13 protein-coding genes and 1 pseudogene are annotated in these 16,305 nt (G+C 63.2%); 4 read left to right on the forward strand and 10 right to left on the reverse strand.

Features of this window, described 5'->3' with window-relative positions; genetic code table 11:
• Positions 1–160: 160 nt before the first annotated feature.
• Positions 161–1,663 (forward strand): exopolyphosphatase, encoded by a 1,503-nt coding sequence (gene ppx, locus VXM67_RS01490; protein WP_027907205.1) that lies wholly within the window; start codon positions 161–163, stop codon positions 1,661–1,663.
• On the opposite strand, the gene ppk1 is transcribed toward ppx, so the two are convergent.
• Positions 1,650–3,884 (reverse strand): polyphosphate kinase 1, encoded by a 2,235-nt coding sequence (ppk1, locus tag VXM67_RS01495; RefSeq protein WP_027907204.1) that lies wholly within the window; start codon positions 3,882–3,884, stop codon positions 1,650–1,652. The genes ppx and ppk1 overlap by 14 nt on opposite strands.
• A gap of 214 nt (positions 3,885–4,098) precedes the next feature.
• Between ppk1 and VXM67_RS01500 the strand changes: the two genes are divergently transcribed.
• Positions 4,099–4,743, forward strand: a complete 645-nt coding sequence (locus VXM67_RS01500; protein ID WP_162144444.1) for a DedA family protein — start codon at positions 4,099–4,101, stop codon at positions 4,741–4,743.
• A 501-nt stretch (positions 4,744–5,244) separates the two neighbouring features.
• Here the strand turns inward: VXM67_RS01500 and VXM67_RS01505 are convergent.
• Positions 5,245–5,889, reverse strand: a pseudogene (locus VXM67_RS01505) (sterol desaturase family protein); the annotation flags it as partial.
• 94 nt (positions 5,890–5,983) lie between these two features.
• Between VXM67_RS01505 and elbB the strand changes: the two are divergent.
• Positions 5,984–6,652, forward strand: a complete 669-nt coding sequence (gene elbB / locus VXM67_RS01510) for an isoprenoid biosynthesis glyoxalase ElbB (protein ID WP_023382983.1) — start codon at positions 5,984–5,986, stop codon at positions 6,650–6,652.
• A 94-nt stretch (positions 6,653–6,746) separates the two neighbouring features.
• On the opposite strand, the gene VXM67_RS01515 is transcribed toward elbB, so the two are convergent.
• The 8 genes from VXM67_RS01515 to VXM67_RS01550 all read right to left on the reverse strand — a co-directional run bounded on the left by VXM67_RS01515 (position 6,747) and on the right by VXM67_RS01550 (position 15,530).
• On the reverse strand, positions 6,747–7,199 hold the full coding sequence (locus VXM67_RS01515; protein WP_023382984.1) for a YaiI/YqxD family protein: 453 nt from the start codon (positions 7,197–7,199) through the stop codon (positions 6,747–6,749).
• 86 nt (positions 7,200–7,285) lie between these two features.
• On the reverse strand, positions 7,286–9,214 hold the full coding sequence (locus VXM67_RS01520; RefSeq protein ID WP_367237461.1) for an FTR1 family protein: 1,929 nt from the start codon (positions 9,212–9,214) through the stop codon (positions 7,286–7,288).
• Positions 9,215–9,547: 333 nt separating this feature from the next.
• On the reverse strand, positions 9,548–10,966 hold the full coding sequence (locus VXM67_RS01525; protein WP_023382986.1) for an efflux transporter outer membrane subunit: 1,419 nt from the start codon (positions 10,964–10,966) through the stop codon (positions 9,548–9,550).
• Positions 10,963–11,838: an HlyD family secretion protein gene (locus tag VXM67_RS01530; RefSeq protein ID WP_023382987.1), complete on the reverse strand. Its 876-nt coding sequence runs from the start codon at positions 11,836–11,838 to the stop codon at positions 10,963–10,965. The genes VXM67_RS01525 and VXM67_RS01530 overlap by 4 nt, the downstream gene beginning before the upstream one ends.
• Positions 11,835–12,047 carry a DUF1656 domain-containing protein gene (locus VXM67_RS01535; protein WP_023382988.1) on the reverse strand — a complete coding sequence of 71 codons (213 nt, stop codon included), beginning with the start codon at positions 12,045–12,047 and terminating at the stop codon, positions 11,835–11,837. The genes VXM67_RS01530 and VXM67_RS01535 overlap by 4 nt, the downstream gene beginning before the upstream one ends.
• A complete protein-coding gene (locus tag VXM67_RS01540; protein WP_023382989.1) occupies positions 12,044–14,131 on the reverse strand; it encodes an FUSC family protein in 2,088 nt (695 codons plus the stop codon). The genes VXM67_RS01535 and VXM67_RS01540 overlap by 4 nt, the downstream gene beginning before the upstream one ends.
• Complete coding sequence (locus tag VXM67_RS01545) at positions 14,128–14,580, reverse strand: MarR family transcriptional regulator (protein ID WP_023382990.1); 453 nt, start codon at positions 14,578–14,580, stop codon at positions 14,128–14,130. The genes VXM67_RS01540 and VXM67_RS01545 overlap by 4 nt, the downstream gene beginning before the upstream one ends.
• A gap of 155 nt (positions 14,581–14,735) precedes the next feature.
• Positions 14,736–15,530: a tetratricopeptide repeat protein gene (locus VXM67_RS01550; protein ID WP_041925567.1), complete on the reverse strand. Its 795-nt coding sequence runs from the start codon at positions 15,528–15,530 to the stop codon at positions 14,736–14,738.
• Between the two features lie 206 nt (positions 15,531–15,736).
• Here VXM67_RS01550 and VXM67_RS01555 point away from each other — a divergent pair, with 206 nt between their 5' ends.
• The gene (locus VXM67_RS01555) at positions 15,737–16,294 is read left to right on the forward strand and encodes a WYL domain-containing protein (protein WP_023382992.1); all 558 of its coding nucleotides are present in this window, start codon (positions 15,737–15,739) and stop codon (positions 16,292–16,294) included.
• Positions 16,295–16,305: the final 11 nt, after the last annotated feature.

The following is a 16,305-nucleotide window of genomic DNA, read 5'->3' on the forward strand; positions in this document are numbered from 1 at the left end:
TAACTATAGTTGTGCAAGACGCCGCGAATCGAAACCGTCACATAAGTGTCATAGCATCGAATGGCACATTGCCTTGCATCAAACCTTGGCGTGCCCCGCGTTGGCGACAGCCACGTATCGTGGCACGATTGCCAGGTTAACGACCGAGAACACTCAGATCATGCCGCAAACAACCGCGAAGAACCTGTCTCTGATCGCCGCCATCGACCTTGGCTCCAACAGTTTTCACATGGTCGTGGCCAAGGCTCACCACACCGAGATCCGTATTCTTGAACGGCTTGGCGAGAAGGTTCAGCTGGCCGCCGGCATCGGCGAGGATCGTCTGCTGAGCGAAGAAGCCATGCAACGGGGGCTCGAATGCCTCAAGCGCTTCGCTCAACTGATCAACGGTATGCCTTCCGGCGCCGTGCGCATCGTCGGCACCAACGCCCTGCGCGAAGCGCGCAACCGCAATGAGTTCATCCAGCGCGCGGAGGCCATTCTGGGCCACCCAGTGGAGGTGATCTCCGGCCGCGAAGAGGCTCGCCTCATCTACCTCGGTGTCTCCCATACCCTGGCCGACACCCCCGGCAAACGCCTGGTGGCCGACATTGGCGGCGGCAGCACCGAGTTCATCATTGGCCAGCGATTCGAACCGCTACTGCGCGAAAGCCTGCAAATGGGCTGCGTGAGCTTCACCCAGCGCTATTTCCGCGATGGCAAGATCACCCCGGCGCGCTATGCACAGGCCTACACGGCGGCGCGCCTGGAGCTGATGAGCATCGAGAATGCCCTGCACCGACTGACCTGGGATGAAGCCATCGGCTCGTCCGGCACCATTCGCGCCATCGGCGCCGCGATCAAGGCCTGCAACCTGGGCAACGGCGAAGTCAACGCCGAAGGCCTGGCCTGGGTCAAACGCAAACTGTTCAAGCTCGGCGACGTCGACAAGATCGACTTTGAAGGGGTCAAACCGGACCGCCGCGCCATCTTCCCGGCCGGCCTTGCGATTCTCGAAGCCATCTTCGACGCCCTGGAACTGCAACGCATGGACCATTGCGACGGTGCCCTGCGTGAAGGCGTGCTGTTCGACCTGCTCGGCCGCCATCACCACGAAGATGTGCGCGAGCGCACACTCAATTCGTTGATGGAGCGTTACCACGTCGACCAGGGCCAAGCTGCTCGCGTGGAGCGCAAGGCACTGCATGCCTTCGACCAAGTGGCCAAGGCGTGGGACCTGGAAGACGGTAACTGGCGCGATCTACTGGGATGGGCAGCCAAAATCCATGAAATTGGCCTGGATATCGCTCACTACCATTACCACAAGCATGGCGCCTACCTGGTCGAGCACTCCGACCTTGCCGGCTTCTCGCGCGAAGACCAGCAGATGATGGCCCTGCTGGTGCGTGGCCATCGGCGCAACATCCCCAAGGACAAGTTCGCCGAACTGGGCGAGGAAGGTGTGAAGCTGCTACGTCTGTGCGTGCTGCTGCGTTTCGCCATTCTGTTCCACCACATCCGTGGCACCCAACAGATGCCCACCGTGTCACTGCAGGCTGGCGAGCAATCGCTGGATGTGGCCTTCCCCAATGGTTGGCTGGAGCAAAACCAGCTGACCCAGGCCGACTTCGCCAACGAAGCGGAGTGGCTGACCCGGGTCGGCTTCGTCCTCAGCGTACGTTGAGGACCGGGTTGCTCAGGCGCTCCAGCAGAGCGGCCTGGGCACTGCGAGGGTTCTGGTTACCGGTCGGGGCGGTGCGCACGTAGCGGCCGTCCGATTGCAGGACCCAGGCATGGGTGTTGTCGGTCAGGTAACCTTCCAGCTCCTTCTTAACCCGCAGCAGCAACTTCTTGCCTTCTACCGGGAAGCAGGTCTCCACACGCTTGTCGAGGTTTCGCTCCATCCAGTCGGCACTGGACAGGTAGATCTGCTCTTCGCCTCCATTGAGGAAGTAGAACACCCGGGTGTGCTCCAGGAAGCGGCCGATGATCGAACGTACCTGGATGTTGTGCGACACCCCAGGAATGCCCGGCCGCAGGCAGCACATGCCACGCACCACCAGGTCGATTTTCACGCCAGACTGGCTGGCCTTGTACAGCGCCTTGATGACCTTCGCATCGGTCAGCGAGTTGAACTTGGCGATGATGTGCGCCGGCTTGCCTTCGAGGGCGAACTGCGTCTCGCGGGCAATCATGTCGAGCATGCCCTTCTTCAACGTGAACGGCGCATGCAGCAGCTTTTTCATGCGCAGTGTCTTGCCCATGCCAATCAGCTGGCTGAACAGCTTGCCCACGTCCTCGGTCAGGGCATCGTCGGAGGTGAGCAGGCTGTAGTCGGTGTACAACCGGGCGTTGCCGGCATGGTAGTTACCAGTACCCAGATGTGCATAACGGACGATCTCTCCCTGCTCGCGGCGCAGGATCAGCATCATCTTGGCGTGGGTCTTGAAGCCCACCACGCCATAGATCACCACCGCGCCAGCTGCCTGCAGACGGCTGGCCATTTGCAGGTTGGACTCTTCATCGAAGCGCGCACGCAACTCGATCACCGCGGTGACCTCCTTGCCGTTGCGCGCTGCGTCCACCAACGCATCGACGATCTCCGAGTTGGCGCCGGAGCGGTACAGCGTCTGGCGCACGGCAAGCACATGCGGGTCCTTGGCAGCCTGTCGCAGCAGGTCGATCACCGGGGTGAACGACTCGAACGGGTGCATCAGCAGTACATCCTGCTTGCCGATCACGCTGAAGATGTTGTCGGCGTTCTGCAGCAGCTTGGGAATCGCCGGGGTGAACGGGGTGTACTGCAGTTCAGGATGGCTATCCAGGCCTGTGATGCTGAACAGGCGGGTCAGGTTGACCGGACCATTGACTTGATACAGCTCGCTCTCGCTGAGGCTGAACTGCTTGAGCAGGTAGTCGGACAGGTGCTTCGGGCAGGTGTCGGCCACTTCCAGACGCACGGCGTCGCCGTAACGACGCGAAAACAGTTCACCGCGCAAAGCACGGGCCAGGTCGTCGACCTCTTCGGAGTCCAGCGCCAGGTCAGCGTTTCGCGTCAGGCGGAACTGGTAGCAGCCCTTGACCTTCATGCCCTGGAACAAGTCGTCGGCGTGAGCGTGGATCATCGACGACAGGAACACATAGTTGTCGCCTGCCCCCCCCACGTCCTCAGGTACGCGAATGACCCGTGGCAGCAACCGCGGGGCCGGGATGATCGCCAGGCCCGAGTCGCGGCCGAAGGCGTCGACACCTTCGAGCTCGACGATGAAGTTGAGGCTCTTGTTCACCAGCAACGGGAACGGGTGCGTCGGGTCGAGGCCAATGGGGGTGATGATCGGCGCGATCTCGTCGCGGAAGTAACGACGCACCCAGGTCTTGAGCTTGGGCGTCCAGTAACGGCGGCGGATGAAGCGGATCTGGTGTTTTTCCAGCTCCGGCAACAGCACATCGTTGAGGATCGCGTATTGACGGTCCACCTCGCCATGCACCAGCTCGCTGATCCGTGCCAGCGCCTGGTGCGGCTGCAGGCCATCGGCACCGGCTTGTTCCCGGGCAAAGTTGATCTGCTTCTTCAGGCCGGCAACACGGATTTCGAAGAATTCGTCCAGGTTGCTGGAGAAGATCAGCAAGAACTTGAGGCGTTCGAGCAGCGGATAGGACTCATCCAGCGCCTGCTCCAGCACTCGGATATTGAATTGCAGCTGCGAAAGCTCGCGATGAATGTACAGGCTGCTGTCGTCCAGGCTCGGAATGGCGATTGCCGGTGCTGGCGCGGGGGCTGGCGTGGCAGTGGCCTCGACCACAGGTTCCGGTGCCTCTGGCAGGTCCGGCGGGGTCTGCACCATTTCTTCGGGAAGAGCCTGGGCGTCCTTGATCGCGACAGGGGTTAGCACTTCATTATTCATCTGGCGTTCCTGGAGGACGTTAACGCCCTATCATCAATTGAGCGGCACGATAAGCGGCCATTATGACGCCTGTGTTACATACCAAGGCAAGTCGCGACTTATGGCCGCAGGCATTGTCCGCACAGGGATTGTTCACGTCGAGACACATTTGGACACTTTCACGAATGCGCGCGAAGGGGTAGGCTGCGCGTTCATTTCGCCAGCACCTCAGAAAATGCTTCAACAATTCCTGCAGGATTTCGGCTACTTCGCCCTCTTTCTTGGCACCTTCTTCGAAGGCGAGACCATCCTGGTGCTTGCGGGATTCCTTGCGTTCCGCGGTTACATGGACATCAACCTGGTCGTGCTGACCGCGTTCTTCGGCAGCTACGCTGGCGACCAGCTGTGGTACTTCATGGGCCGTCGCCACGGCCGCAAGATTCTGGCGCGCAAGCCCCGCTGGCAGGCCATGGGCGACCGAGCGCTGGACCACATTCGCCGACATCCCGACATCTGGGTGCTGAGCTTCCGCTTCGTGTATGGCCTGCGTACGGTCATGCCGGTAGCGATCGGGCTGTCCGGCTACCCGCCGCGCCGCTACTTGCTGCTCAACGGCATCGGTGCTGCGGTCTGGGCCCTGGCATTGGGCGCGGCCGCCTATCACTTCGGCGCCATCCTCGAAGGCCTGCTGGGCAATGTGAAGAAGTACGAGCTATGGGTGCTTGGCGGCCTGCTGGTGCTGGGCGGCCTGTTGTGGCTGCGCCGACGGTTCCGCACCCTGCGTGCCGAGCGCAAGGCGGCGGCAAATGGCCAGGGCCCAGAGGCAGGCCAAGCTGTAGGCCAGGAGCAAGCCCCAGACCAGCACCGTGACCGGCGCTAAGCCCAGCACGCCAGCCAGGTAGAGCGCCGGTACGTTGCAGACCAGGCGCGCCAGTTCCAGACGCGGCGCCCAGCGGCGGTTTTCCAGCATCGCGCCCAGCACGAACAAACCAAACGCCATTACCGACCAGCCCAGCACCAGGGCGCCAGTCGTCACCTGCTCTGCCACCCCCATCAAGTAACTGCCCAACGCGACGTGCACCGCAAACTGCGCCACCACGTAGCGCTGTTGCGCACGCCCGATGACCACGTCGAACTTGCGAAACGACGCCAGGTCCTGCTTGGCCTGTGGATAACCAGCCGCGACATCGGCCGGCCGCCAGCCAGTGGGCATGAACCAGATGCGCAGCTTGTCCCAAAAGCGATGGGTGCGACATGCATCGTGCCAAAGCTGGGCGTAGAACTGCAGGTTGGCCCACAACGGATTCCAGCTGGCCAGTGGCGTGGTCACGCCGAACACCACGGGCTCGGCCGGGTCTTCCTCCTTGAAGGTACCGAACAAGCGGTCCCAGAGAATGAACACGCCGCCATAGTTACGATCCAAGTAAGCAGGATTCTGCGCATGGTGGACGCGATGGTTGGATGGCGTGATCAGCACCCACTCGAGCCAACCCAGTTTAGGTATGTGCCGGGTGTGCACCCAGAACTGGTACAGCAAATTCAGCGACGCTACGGTGATGAACACCACCGGCGGGACGCCGACCAAGGCCAGAGGCAGGTAGAAGACCCACGAAAAAATGAAACCGCTGCTGGTCTGGCGCAGGGCGGTGGTGAGGTTGTATTCCTCACTCTGGTGATGCACCGAATGGGCCGCCCACAGCACGTTGCGCTCGTGCCCCAGGCGGTGCAGCCAGTAGTAGCACAGGTCATACAGCACGAATGCCAGCAGCCATACCCACCCGGCCTGCTCTGGCAAACGCAGCAACGCCAGGTGCTCCCAGGCCACGGCGTAGGTCACCAGCCCAACCCCTTTGGTCAGCAGCCCGGTACTGGTCGACAGCACCCCCGTGCTCAGGCTGTTGATCGAGTCGGCCACGGTGAAATTGCGTTGGCCACGCACCAGGTCAGCCACCAGTTCGACAGCGATCAGCACAAAGAAGAACGGCACGGCCAGCAGAATCAGGTCCATGGGCAACGGCTCCGGCATGATCTGAAGAGATTAGGCCGCGGCCACAGGAAACCCTATGGCGACATCTGCCAAACTAGAGGACATTTAGCGCCTCGACACTGGAGTAATGAGCATGACGAAAAAAGTAGCGGTGATTCTTTCCGGCTGTGGCGTTTACGACGGCGCCGAAATCCATGAAAGCGTGATCACCCTGCTGCGCCTCGACCAGCGCGGAGCGCAGGTGCAGTGCTTCGCGCCGAACATTGCGCAGATGCATGTGATCAACCACCTGACTGGCGAGGCAATGCCCGAGTCACGCAATGTGCTGGTTGAGTCGGCGCGCATCGCACGTGGTGAGGTGAAGGACATCCGCGAAGCCAAGGTCGAAGACTTCGACGCGCTGATCGTACCGGGCGGTTTCGGCGCGGCGAAGAACCTCTCGAACTTTGCCGTCGAGGGCGCCAACTGCTCCGTCAATCCGGACGTGCTGGCCCTGGCCGAAGCCTTTGCCGACGCCTGCAAACCGGTTGGCCTGATCTGCATTTCGCCCGCCCTGGCGGCCAAGATCTATGGCCCTGGCGTGGTCTGCACCATTGGCAACGATGCCGGCACCGCTGCGGCGGTGGCGAAGATGGGCGGGACCCATGAAGAGTGCGATGTGCACGACATCGTCGAAGACACCCAGCGCAAGCTGGTGACCACCCCGGCCTACATGCTGGCCCAATCGATCAGCGAAGCGGCGGGCGGTATCTACAAGCTGGTGGACCGGGTGCTGGAGCTGACCCACGAAGGCGAGCAGTAAGCGCCTTGCGCCTGCTTCACAGGCGATCGCCAGTGCGCCGGCCCCTCCACCGTTGCGGTGACTGCAGGGGCCGGCTCGCCGGCCATTGGCCCCACTACCCTTTCGACAAACGCGTCAAAATCCGGTCCAGCGCATTGGCAAATGCCTGCTTTTCCTTCTCGCCGTAGGGCGCTTGCCCGCCCCCTACCTGTCCTTGCTCACGCAACTCGGTAAACAGGTTGCGCACTGCCAGCCGCTCGCCCATGTTGCGCTCATCGAACTCGCGCCCCCTGGGGTCGAGCGCGGCCACGCCCTTCTTGATCAAGCGGTCGGCCAACGGCACATCACTGCAGATGACCAGTTCCCCGGGCACGGCATTCTCGACCAGATAGTCGTCCGCCGCATCCATACCGCTTGGCACCACGATCAGCCGCACCAGGGCGAAGGCCGGCTTGGCCACGGCCTGGCCAGCCACCATCACCACCTCGATCTTGCGCTTGAGGGCGAATTTGACGATCAGGTCCTTGGCTGCCTTGGGGCAGGCGTCGGCATCGATCCATACACGCATGCAACTTGTCCCATCTTCTGTGAGCTCGGCATTGTGTCAGGTCCGGCCCTTTCCTGGGTAAACCCGCGAAGCGGCCCACACTGTAGTCAGCTCGCCGCGGCCCGGCGCTTCTCGGCCAGGCGACTGCGCCCATACAACATAACGATAGCCATCAACGCCACCACCTGCGCCGCCAGCGAATAGGCATCGGCATGAATCCCCAGCCAATCGAACTCGAAGAACAACACTGGCCGTGTGCCCAGCACGCCGGCCTCTTGCAGCGCCTTCACGCCATGCCCGGCGAACACCACCGACAGCGCGCACAACAGCGCGGCGTTGATACTGAAGAACAGCGACAGCGGCAGCTTCGCCGAACCTCGCAGAATCACCCAGGCCAACCCCATCAGCAACACCAGTGCCGTGGCGCCACCGGCCAGCACTGCCTGGTGACCCGCCGGGCCTGCCTGCAACCACAGGGTTTCATAGAACAGGATCACTTCGAACAGCTCGCGGTACACCGAGAAGAACGCCAGCACCGCGAAACCAAACCGCCCACCGCCACTGACCAGCGAGCTCTTGATGTAGTTCTGCCATGCGGCGGCGTGGCGGCGGTCATGCATCCACACACCAAGCCACAACACCATGACACTGGCGAACAGCGCCGTACTGCCTTCGAGCAGCTCGCGCTGTGCGCCGCCTACGTCGATCACATACGCTGCCAACGCCCAGGTCGCGAAGCCCGCGGCCAACGCCAGGCCCCAACCGACGTTGACGCTGCGCACCGCCGACTGCTGGCCGGTGTTGCGCAGGAAAGCGAGGATCGCCGCCAGCACCAGAATCGCCTCGATGCCCTCACGCAGCAGAATCAGCAACCCGGAGATATAGCTCAACGACCAGCTCAGGCCATCGCTGCCCAGCAGCTTGGCGGCCTGGTCGAGCTTGGTCTTGGCCTCGACCAGACGCTGTTCGGCCTGGGCCACTGGTACGCCATCCTGCAACGACTGACGGTAGGCCATCAGGGCTTTTTCGGTGTCCTTGCGCGCTTGGCTATCGATGTTGTCCAGCGAGCTTTCCACCAGCTCGAAGCCTTCCAGGTAGGCAGCGACCGACAGGTCATAGGCCTGATCGTGATCACCTTCGCGGTAAGCCGCCAGGCTCTTGTCCAGCGTGCTGGCGGTGTACTCGAGCAACTGCGCCGGGCCACGCTTGACCTGTGGTGGTTGGGCACGCTGGGCACGGAACGCCGCGACGGCGTCGCTACCCTGGCTGGCCGCGACTTCCGCTGGCGTCTGGCGGGCCAGATCGGCCAGGTTCCAGGTCTTCCCGCCCTTGGCAGCCTGCGGGTCGGCGGTGAAGCTGGCGACGTACGCAGCCACATCCCAGCGCTGACGGTCATCGAGCTGGTCGGCGAAGGAGGGCATCTCGGTGCCGTCGATACCCAGTGCTAGCGTGTTGTAAAGGTCGAACAGGCTCAACCGATCCAGGCGCTCGGCGCTGCGCAGGTTGGCGGGAGGTGGCTCCAGTCCCACCCCGGCCGGACCATCGCCCGCGCCGGTGTCACCGTGGCAGATCGAGCAGTTCTGCGCGTACAGCGATGCGCCACGTGCAGGGTCCGGGGTAATCACCGGAGCTTGGCTGACCTCATAGGCAACAGCCAGGCGAGCGCCCAGCTGACGCGCTTGCTTGGCGACCACCGCCCCATCCTGGCGCTGGTCGATGGCCTGGCGCAGGGTCTGTACACCCTGCGCCAATGCGGCCTGCTCGGCATTGGCCGGCAAACCTTTGACCAGCTCCGCCAGCACCGCGCTGAACTCCTGTTGCTCGCGGTATTCACTCTCGTCGACCACGTTGCCGTCGCGCACGGTCGGCGGGTAGTCAGCGCTCAGGTAGTCGAGCAGATGCATGGCCTTGCTCGCCTCGGCGGGCGCACCGGCCAATACCAAGGTGCTGCACAGCGCCAGCACCGGCCACGAGAGCCAGGCAAGCAGACGGGAATGTTTCATGGGCAGTCTCGAAGGGAATGCGAAAGAGAACATTGTTCACTTCCACTCTATTTCACTCAAGGTTTCTCGGCGGATTTCATGAAAAATCTTGTGACAACTCTGTAAGACCGACAGGCGGCGATAGCTCATTGCGCGATCAATTCGTCGCATGCTTCCAGAGGCGGTGGGGAATGCCCTGCCCTTCCTCTTCGTCCCATGGATTGGAGTGGCAGTCATGCACGAAGTGAGACCCGAGGTACAGTAGACCCGGCCAGACAGCAGCCTGCCCGCGCGCGACCGCCATGAAGCGGCGTAACCTGTAGCCACATGAATCTCGCCAGCTTGTAGAAATTGACCAAGGCAGTGCGCCTACAAGTGGTCAAGCCATTACTGTTTGCCGGTATCCTTCCATCCACCACCCAACGCCAGGAACACCCCAATCTGCCCCAACACCACCTGGCTGTTGGCTGCCGCCAACTGCGCCCGCATGTCGGTGTAGGTCCGTGTCGCCTGCAAATCCGCCAGGAACGACTCACGTCCAGCCAGGTAATACCGGTGCGTCTGTTCAGCCGCTTCCTTGGCCGACTTTTCAGCCTCGGCCAGGGCATCTCGACGATCAAGCAGCGCGCTGTACTGGGCCAACCGCGTCTGGGTCTCGCGGATAGCGTTCAACACCACGCCATCGAAGTGCGCCAGTGCCGCCTGGGTCGAGGCTTCGGCCATGCGGATGCGGGCGCGGGTGCCGTTGGTGGGAATGGTCCAGCTGACCTGTGGCCCGAAGCCCCAGCGGTTGGTTGCAGGTTCGCCAAGATTCTCAAGAATGCCGATGGTGCCGACCTGGGCGCCGATGCTGATGTCCGGGTACAACGCGCCGGTGGCCACGCCGATGTTGGCCGTTGCAGCAGCCAGCTGACGTTCCGCCTGACGCACGTCGGGGCGGCGTTTGAGCAGTGCGGCGCCGTCACCCACCGGCACCCGCTGGGCAAGGTGCGGCAACTCCGCGCAATCGGCCGTCCCGGCCGGCAGTTGGTCGACCGGCTTGGCCAGCAGCGCCGCCAAGGTGTACAAGCCCGTCTCCCGCTCGGCCGTGAAGCGCGGCAACTCGGCGCGCAACGACTTGAACTGGGTTTGCGAACGGGTCACCTGGGTTTCGTCACCCCGGCCAGCATCGCGCAGGCGCTGGTTCAGCTCGACGCTCTGCTGCTGCAAATCCAGCGACTCACGGGCAATGTGGTACTCCTCGTTAGCCGAGCACACCTGGGTATAGGCCTTGACCACATCGGCCACCAGCGTGATACGGGCGGTATCGGCTGCGGCCTGCACGGCGTCGGCATTGGCCTTGGCCGCTTCGGTACCTCTCTTGAAGGTACCCCACAGGTCGAACTGGTAGGACGCGCTGATGATCGCTTCGCCGATGTTGGCCACCGGCACTTTTTCACTTAGCAGGAACGCTTCGCCGGACTCCTGCAAGCGCTGCGCGCCGAGCTTCACCCCCCCATTGAAACCACCCTGCGATTCAGCCACTTCAACCTGGGCACGGGCCTTGGCGATGTTGGCCGCCGCCACGCGCAGCTCGGTGTTGGCACTCAACGCCTGGCGCACCAACGCATTGAGCCGCTGATCCTGATACAGCTGCCACCAGTCCTCGGGCACCGGCGCCGATACCACGCTGTCGGCATCCTGGCGCAACGGGCCGTTGAGGTCGCGGCGCTGCAGTGCCGCGTCCTTCGGCACGTCATAGTCCGGGCCAACCATCATGCAGGCACCCAGAGACAGGCACAAACCGGCCAGGATCAACTGTTTCATGGGCGCTGGCCCTCGATGATCGAGACGGTCGCGGTGCGACCGGCGATCATGCGGAAGTCTTCCGGCACTTCGTCGAAGGCGATACGCACCGGAATCCGTTGGGCCAGGCGTACCCAGCTGAACGCAGGGTTGACGTTAGGCAGCAGGTTGGCACCGCTGCTGCGGTCGCGGTCTTCGATGGCGGCGGCGAAGCTCTGCACATGGCCGCGAAGACGGGTGTTGTCGCCCATCACGCGAATGTCCACGGCATCGCCGATGTGGATGCCACCGAGCTTGGTTTCCTCGAAGTAACCATCGACGTGGTACGAGGCACTGTCGACCACCGACAGCACTGGGCGGCCAGCAGTGACGAACTCATGATTTCGCGGCGCACGGTCGTTGAGGTACCCGTCCACAGGGCTGCGAACCACGGAGCGATCGAGGTTGAGCTGGGCGCTGTCGACCGCCACCTGGGCCTCGTTCACCGCCGAGCGGGCACGGGCCTCGCGGGACTGGCTTTCTTCCAACTGCTCGGCCGCCACCAGGTTGCCCAACTTGCGGTTACGCTGCGCCTCGCGGGAGGCCTGGGCCAGGGTTTCCGAACGCTCGGCCAGGGTCGCCTTGGCCTGGCGCAAGGCCAGGGTAAAGCGGTCCTGATCGATGGTGAACAGCACGTCGCCGCGCTTGACCACCTGGTTGTCGCGCACCTCGACCTTCTGGATCAACCCCGATACATCTGGGGCGATCTGGATCACGTCGGCGCGGATATGGCCGTCGCGGGTCCAGGGGGCGAACAGGTAGTACACCACCATCTGCCACACGAGCACGGCGGCGAAGCTCACTACCAGCAAGGTCAGGACCACGCGGCCCAGGGTCAGCAAAGGTTTTTTCATGGCAGCATCAGGTTTCGGCAAAAGTGGTCGACCGCGCCCAGCAGCACGGCATACAGGGCAACGTTGAACAACGCCCGGTGCCAGACCAGGCGGTAGAAATGCAGGCGCACCAGCACGGCGTGCACGCCCAGGAACAGCAAGTAGGTGAACACCATCATCACCAGCAGCGTGGGCAGGAATACCCCGCTGATATCCAGATCACCGATCACAGGGGCGCTCCATCGATGCCTTGGGGCAGTTGCGGTTGTTCGGTTGGTTCGAGCATGACCTCCACACCCGGCAACAAGGCCAGGCGCAGGCCGCTCAGGGCGTGCAGCAGATGCACGCGGGCATCGCCACGGTCGTTGTTCTCGTCCAGCGCCAGGCCCTGGCGGGCGTACTCCATGCTGCGCAGCAGTTCTGCTGGCGCATGCAGGCGGCGGTTGGCGCGCAGGCAGGCGGCGTAATGGGCACCGACTTCGTGGATCACCGTCTCAAGCCGCTCGCGGGCCTGTGGGCCGACACGGGGCATGTAGGCCAGCAGGTCGAGCAGGTTCAGGCCCACGCGCAGGTCACGCAGCGCCACGCCGCTGTCCTGTCCGGTCTGCGACAGGCGCGGCAGGTGCTGCATCAGGCGGTCGAGCATCTGCACGCCGACCTGGCGGTGTTCGGCCAAGGTCGCCGACTGGGTCATCTCGACAATGTCGCGCCAGGCGAACCGGGTCATGCGCTTGGCGGCCAGTTCCACGCCGAACGGACGCAGCAGCAGGGTCCAGATGAAGGCGAACAGCAAGCCAACGGGGCCGGCCAGGTTGGCGTTGATGAAGGTCAGGAAGTCCGCGTCGTAGGCGCCCTGGATGCTGATGAAGGTCGCGGTGTTGACGATGGTCAGCAAGGTGCCGAGATAGAAGCGCGGCTGCACCGTCAGCGTGCCGACGCAGATGAACGGAACGGCAAAGGCCAGTACCAACATCGGGAAGTCGTGCAGATTGGGCAGCACCAGGAACAGGTAGACACTGGAGAAAATCACCGACATCAGCGTCCAGAAGAAGAACCGGTAGATCTGCGGCGCGGGGTCGTCCATGGCGGCGAAGAAGCTGCAGGCAACGGCAGCAAGGATCACCGCGCTGCCACCATCGTTCCAGCCCAGCAGAATCCACAGGCCGCTGGCGACGATGATCGCGGTCACGGTGGAGAACACCGAATAGAGCATCAGGCCACGGTCGAAGAACGGGGTCAGGCGACCCAGGCGCCAATGACGGTAGGTGGCACGCCAAGGCGTGGCGTCATCCAGACGCAGGGCATGCTGCAGGGCGCAGCAATCCTGCCAGAGGTCGACCCACTCGGTCAGGCGATACAGCGCGTTGGACAGCAGCAACTCGGCGCGCTGATCCAGCGCCGCTGCGCTGGGTTGCAGCCGATCTATCTGTTCATGCAAGACGGTCCAGCGGGCCAGCGAGGCGTCCTTGGCGGTCCCTTCGAGCCACTGGCGGGCCGCGCCGAGCACCGGCTGCAATTGAGCGAACTGTGCCGGGGCCCGACCTTCGAGGGCGACCAGGGCATCGTCCAGGGCATCGATCACAGGCAGCAGGTGGATCATCCGCCCACGCAATTCACGCGCGTTCTTCAGGGTGTGAGGCCCGGCGCCTTCGTGGCCGAGCTGGCCGATCATCATTTCCAGGGTGTTGAAAGTCGCCACCATGGAAGCCCGCATGCCGCCTACCTTGTCGGCGGCGGCTTCGCGCGCCAGGTAAGTATCGCTGTAGCGGATCGCTTCGTTGAACCAATTGCCGGTCGAGCCGACCACCACCGGTGCCAGGCGGCGAGGCCAGAAGATTGCGCCCACCACCGCTGCACAGACGATACCCAGGCAGATTTCCTGTGCCCGTGAAGAGGCCACGTCGAACACCGCCGTGGGGTTGTCGACCACCGCCAGGGCGATCATCGGCAAGGTGTAGCCGGCCAGCATCAGCACATAGTTGTTGGCGGTGCGCAGGTTCAGCGAGAGGAACAGCAGGGTGCCGGTCCACAGCGCGATAGCGGTGCTCAACAGCAAGGGCGACTGGACCAGCGGCGGCACCAGAAAGATTGCCCCGCCCGCCCCAAGCAGGGTACCCAAGGCACGGTACAGCGCCTTGGAACTGGTCGGACCGACGAAGGGACTGGAGACGATGTAGACCGTGGCCATGGCCCAGTAGGGGCGTGGCAGCTCCATGTAGAGAGCGATGTACAGTGCGATCATCGACGCGGCAAAGGTACGCACGCCGTAGAACCAGTCGCGGGCCGGGGGCACTGAGCTGAAGAAACCGTTCATGCCACCCCGCCGACCGTGCCCAGACCAGCAGCCTCGAACGCGCCCAGCACCCGCAGGGTGGCTTCAAGATCTGCCTGGTCGATGCCGTGCAGTACGTCGCGACGCAGACGCACCAGCTCGGTTTCGATGGCCTCGGCCAGTGCGCGACCTTCAGCCGTGAGGCTCAAGGCCTTGGCGCGACGGTCCAGGGGGTCTTCGCTGCGGCACACCAGGCCGGCCTTGCACAGCTGGTCGAGCAGGCGCACCAGCGACGGGCTTTCCAGGCCCGCAGCCTGAGCCACCGCCACCTGGTGCACCCCATCGCCCAGGCGCACGATCATCAGCAAAGGCGCGGCACAGGCCTCGGAAATGCCGTAGCTGGTCAGCGCGGCATGGCAGATCCGCCGCCAATGGCGGGCGGCCACGACCATACCGCTACTGACTTTCAGGTGCAGTGCATCGAGCGTCATGAGAGAAACCGAACATATTCATAGTTTGCTAACTATCAATATACGCTTCGCCCTCCCCCTGTCGTCAACCGTGGGCGACGGACAGCCTGGATGAATTGTTTTTTATTCGGCAGTTCCCCGGGCCTGCTCGGGATATCGCCGCCAAGCCGGGCGGATCAGGTCTGTACCTGGTCCTCCAGCTTCATCGCCAGCGCCAGGCTACTGCCCAATCGCACCGCTCGGTCGCGCCAGTCGAGGTAACGCGCACTGTCGCTGCGGCTGAAATGTACGGCCAGCTCCTCGGCTGCTTGCATCACCCCCGCCGCCGCCGCCAGCTCCAGCCAGTACAAGGCCGCCTTCACATCGCGCGCCACCGTCAAGCCATGCAGCAGCCGGTACCCCACCTCGAACCGACAGCGCGCCTCACCCTGCTCGGCCCCCCGAAGAAACCACTGGTAGGCCTGGGGAAAGTCGACCTGCCAGGCCAACTGCTCATCGCAGACCTCTTCCTCGTACAGATCGGCCAGCGCAGCGGCAGCCTGCAAAACGCCGCGCTCGAACGCCTGTCGATAGCACTCGGCTGCTTGCACGTAGGAGGTCGCGACGCCCTTGCCGAAATAATGCTGCTGCCCGAGGTTGAACCAGGCCACCGGATGCCCCTGCAATGCCGCCATGCGCAGCAAGTGTCCGGCCAGATCGGTATCGGCGTGCCAGTACTTGCCGTTGAGCCAGATCCAGCCCAGGTCATTGAGTGCGGCAACATTCCCTTGCAATGCCTGACGCCGGAGATCGTCGTACACCACTTGCACGTCGACCGCTTCGTCCAGACGGCGGACCAGTAACGCCCGTTGGCTGGGCATCCCAACGCCTGCGAACTGACGGAGCCGCCTCTGGGCGGGGATTGGAGACGAGAAGACCCGCTCAGGCAGAAGACGGGCGAGCAGCGAATGGATATTGCTGGCAGCAGACATGTTCATCCTCATTGAACGACCCACAGTCCCGACCTCGGCTGTGATGAGGCGTGATTCTGCGCGACACCACGACAGAACCTGTCGCGAACGATTCAAGCACAGGCAACCAAATGCACGATCGTTGATCTGATCAATCAATGGCCAATTGCCATGCCGCGCCCGTGCCGCCATCCTAGTGCGGCAAGCCTAGACAAGGACGTTATCTTTTGCCGTTCGCCACCACCCGCGCCACCCTTAGCCGTCAGTGGGCGCTGCTGCGCCAGCTACCCAGCCGCTCCCCCGGAACCACCAGCGCCGAACTGGTCTGGCGCCTGCGTGATGTAGGCTTCAATGTCAGCAAGCGCACGGTCGAGCGCGACCTTAACGAGCTGTCGCTGATCTTCCCGCTTGAGCGCAATGACAAGAGCATTCCGTTCGGTTGGCATTGGTCGGCCAATCCCGTGGGCGACCTGCGCGGCAACTTCGATCTGCAAGGGTACCTGCGTGGCGATGCCTTGCAGCCGCCACAGGGCGATGGCCTGGAAGTGCAACTATGGATCAGCGACACGCTGGCACGCCAACTGCGTGAGTCCCCGCTGTGTGCCGACATGCGACTGACAGCCCTCGACCAGGGGCACCGGCTGCAGGCCACCTTAAGTGATGGCTGGCCGCTGCGATGGTGGCTGTTGAGCCAGGGCGACCAGATCGAAGTGGAGCTGCCGATCGAATTGCGGCAGGAAGTTGCCAACACCTTGAACAAGGCAGCAGCGCGCTACCAGGGCTGAACGAAAAAGCC

It is taken from the genome of Pseudomonas sp. Rh2, assembly GCF_040762985.1.
GTDB lineage: Bacteria > Pseudomonadota > Gammaproteobacteria > Pseudomonadales > Pseudomonadaceae > Aquipseudomonas > Aquipseudomonas taiwanensis.